General features: G+C 70.5%; 4 protein-coding genes. 1 reads left to right on the plus strand and 3 read right to left on the minus strand.

The features are described 5' to 3' along the window. Positions 1 to 40: 40 nt before the first annotated feature. Both ACWGDE_RS37755 and ACWGDE_RS37760 read right to left on the minus strand, forming a co-directional pair. Positions 41 to 253, minus strand: coding sequence for a DeoR family transcriptional regulator (locus ACWGDE_RS37755; protein WP_453393605.1), 213 nt, complete (start codon positions 251 to 253; stop codon positions 41 to 43). 2 nt (positions 254 to 255) lie between these two features. Further along, positions 256 to 1,467: a PTS transporter subunit EIIC gene (locus ACWGDE_RS37760; RefSeq protein WP_453393607.1), complete on the minus strand. Its 1,212-nt coding sequence runs from the start codon at positions 1,465 to 1,467 to the stop codon at positions 256 to 258. Between the two features lie 424 nt (positions 1,468 to 1,891). Here ACWGDE_RS37760 and ACWGDE_RS37765 point away from each other — a divergent pair, with 424 nt between their 5' ends. Beyond that, on the plus strand, positions 1,892 to 2,440 hold the full coding sequence (locus ACWGDE_RS37765) for a Uma2 family endonuclease (RefSeq protein WP_453393608.1): 549 nt from the start codon (positions 1,892 to 1,894) through the stop codon (positions 2,438 to 2,440). Between the two features lie 18 nt (positions 2,441 to 2,458). On the opposite strand, the gene ACWGDE_RS37770 is transcribed toward ACWGDE_RS37765, so the two are convergent. Continuing rightward, complete coding sequence (locus ACWGDE_RS37770; RefSeq protein ID WP_453393606.1) at positions 2,459 to 2,926, minus strand: nitroreductase/quinone reductase family protein; 468 nt, start codon at positions 2,924 to 2,926, stop codon at positions 2,459 to 2,461. Between the last annotated feature and the right edge of the window lie 116 nt (positions 2,927 to 3,042).

The raw sequence follows: 3,042 nt of genomic DNA on the forward strand, positions 1-3,042 counted from the left end.
CCCCCCCCCCCCCCCCCCGCCCCCGTTCACGGGGTGGTGCTCAGTTGGCGGCGGCCGCTCCGGAGCGGATCCGGCGGATCCGGCCCTGGGCGTCCAGTTCCCGGAGGTCCCGGTGGATCGTCATCCGGCTGACGCCCAGCTCCCGTACGAGGTCCGCGACCCATACGTGGCCCTTGGCGCTCGCCGTGCCGGCGATCAGGTCCCGCCGCTCCCCGCAAGGCATTCCCCGGCCGGGAGTGCTCTGCGCGGTCATGGTTACTTCGCCTCGGCCTTCAGGATCTCGGCGAGCTCCTCGTCGGACTCGCGGCCCGGGGTGGGGAGGTTCCACTTGGTGATCGCGAAGCGGAACACGCAGTAGTAGACGACCGCGAAGCAGAGGCCGATGCCGGCCAGGCCCCACGGGTTGGAGGCGATGCCCAGGTTGAGGAAGAAGTCGATCGCGCCGGCCGAGAAGCCGAACCCGTCCTTCATGCCGAGCGCCCAGGTGAGGGCCATCGAGACACCGGTCAGGACCGCGTGGATCGCGTAGAGCACCGGGGCGATGAACATGAAGGTGAACTCGATCGGCTCGGTGATGCCCGTGACGAAGGCGGTGAGCGCGAGGGAGAACATCATGCCGCCGACGACCTTGCGGCGCTCGGGGCGGGCGCAGTGGACGATCGCGAGGCAGGCCGCCGGGAGGGCGAACATCATGATCGGGAAGAAGCCGGTCATGAACTGTCCGGCCGTCGGGTCGCCGGCGAGGAAGCGGGCGATGTCGCCGTGCTTGCCGTCGAACTCGCCCGCCTGGAACCACGGGAAGGAGTTCAGCAGGTGGTGCATGCCGACCGGGATCAGCGCACGGTTGGCGACACCGAAGATGCCCGCGCCGACGGCGCCGGAGTTGACCAGCCACTCGCCGAAGCCGTGGATGCCCTTGCCGAGCACCGGCCAGATCAGGCCCATGACGATGCCGATGACCAGACCCGCGAGGGAGGACAGGATCGGGACGAGGCGGCGGCCGCCGAAGAAGCCCGCCCAGTCGGGCAGCTTGGTCCGGTAGAACTTCTGGTACAGCAGCGCGACGACGATGCCCATGACCACACCGCCGAGGACGCCGGCGTTGACGGGGGCCTCGACCAGGGCGACCTTGTGGTCGACGACCGCCTCGATCTTCGGCACGTTGCCGTCGGTGAAGGTGCCCAGCACCTTGGCGAAGACCAGGTAGCCCGCGACGGCGGCGAGGCCGGTGGAGCCGTCGGCCTTCTTCGCGTAGCCGACCGCGATGCCCACCGCGAAGAGCAGCGCCAGGTTGTCGAAGATGGCGCCGCCGCCGGCGGCCATGTACTTGGCTATCTCGTTGCACCAGCTCGGCAGCGACTTGCTGCCCAGCATGTCGCCCTGGCCGAAGCGCATCAGCAGCGCGGCGGCCGGCAGCACGGCGATCGGCAGCATGAGGCTGCGGCCGAGGCGCTGCATGACCGCCATCGCGGCGGAGTTCTTCTTGGCAGACGGGGCCGTCTGCTCGGCTGTACTCACGTGCTTCCTCCAGAGGAAACGGGGTGTGTTGCCAAGGCAGGCAGCGCTTGTGTGGGCTGGGCAACAGCGTTGGGAATTGCGCTATTTGCAGCGCGATGTTCCAGTTGTAACACGGTTAAAACGGCATAAACGCGCCCTCCGGCGGACTGTGGACCTACGGCCCCGAGGGTGGGGGCGAAAGCCCCTCGGGACCGGTGTCTTCCGGCGTTGTCACAGGGACCGGATACCGTCCGGAACGGTCCGGCGAGGGCGGGTGCGGTCGCGGGACCGGGGGAGGATTCGCTCCGACCCTGGCTGTCCGCGACGCCATGGCTGGATACGCTGGCCAGGGCACCCCAAGGAGGACATCGTGGCCGCAGAGTTCCCGGAATGGATGTTTCCCCCCCGCCCCAGCGGGTGGGAGGCGGACGACCTCGACCACCTGCCCCAGGCACCCCGGCACACCGAGCTCATCGACGGTGCGTTGATCTTCATGATGTCCCCGCAGCGGTCCTGGCACTCCCGTCTCGTGGAGAACCTGACCTTCGCCCTGCGGCAGGCCGCCCCCCAGGGCTTCGAGGTCGAGCGGGAGATGACCGTCCGCCTGGACAGGAGTAGCCGCCCGGAGCCGGACGTCCTGGTCGCCACGGTCGGGTACGACCCCGACCGTACGCGCTACCTGCCAGAGGAAGTCGCCCTGGTGGTGGAGGTCGTCTCCGACGAGTCCGCCGACCGGGACAGGAGCATCAAGCCGTTCAAGTACGCCCAGGCCGGCATCCCCCACTTCTGGCGCGTCGAGGACGAGCAGGGCGCACCGGCCGTGCACGTGTACGAGCTCGACTCGCTCACCCGTTCCTACGTGGCCACGGGTATCCATCGCGCACGGCTCAAGGTGCCGGTCCCCTTCGCGGCGGACATCGATCTGACGGTCCTGACCCCCTGACGGCCACCGTTCGCCGGGTCAGCGTTCGATGATGACCAGCGGGATCTGCCGGGGCGCGGCCGCCGCCTGGTGGTCCTCGAAGGCGGGCCACAGGGCGGTCATGACCTCCCAGTACATCTCCCGCTCCTCCGGGCTCGCCGTGCGCGCGCGGGCCTGCGCGGTCAGGGCGCCGACCTGGACGCGGACCTCGGGACGGGCGCCGAGGTTCCGGTACCAGGAGGGGATGCCCCCGGGGCCCTCCGCGGCGGTCGCCAGGACGATGTGCCGGGCGCCGTCCCTCCCGTAGATCAGCGGGGTGCGCACGGCCCGGCCGGAGATCCGGTCGACCGTGGTCAGCAGCAGGGTCGGCACCCCGCGCCAGAGATGCCCGTCGGCGCCCGAGGAGTCGACGTAGGCGCGCACGTGCGCCAGGCGCAGGCCGGCCGGGGGGTCGGCCGGGTGGTCCCAGTCGACGGCGGCCGGGGCGGGGGCGTCGGTCGTCTGCATCGTGTGTCGTCCTTCGCGTCGTCCCCCCGTGCGGCTAACGAGCATCCATCGATTGTGGATGCGGCCGGCCCGCGACGCACGTCGGCGGGGCGCGGGGCGGGGCGGCCGCGCAGCAC

This window comes from Streptomyces sp. NPDC054956, from assembly GCF_053609185.1.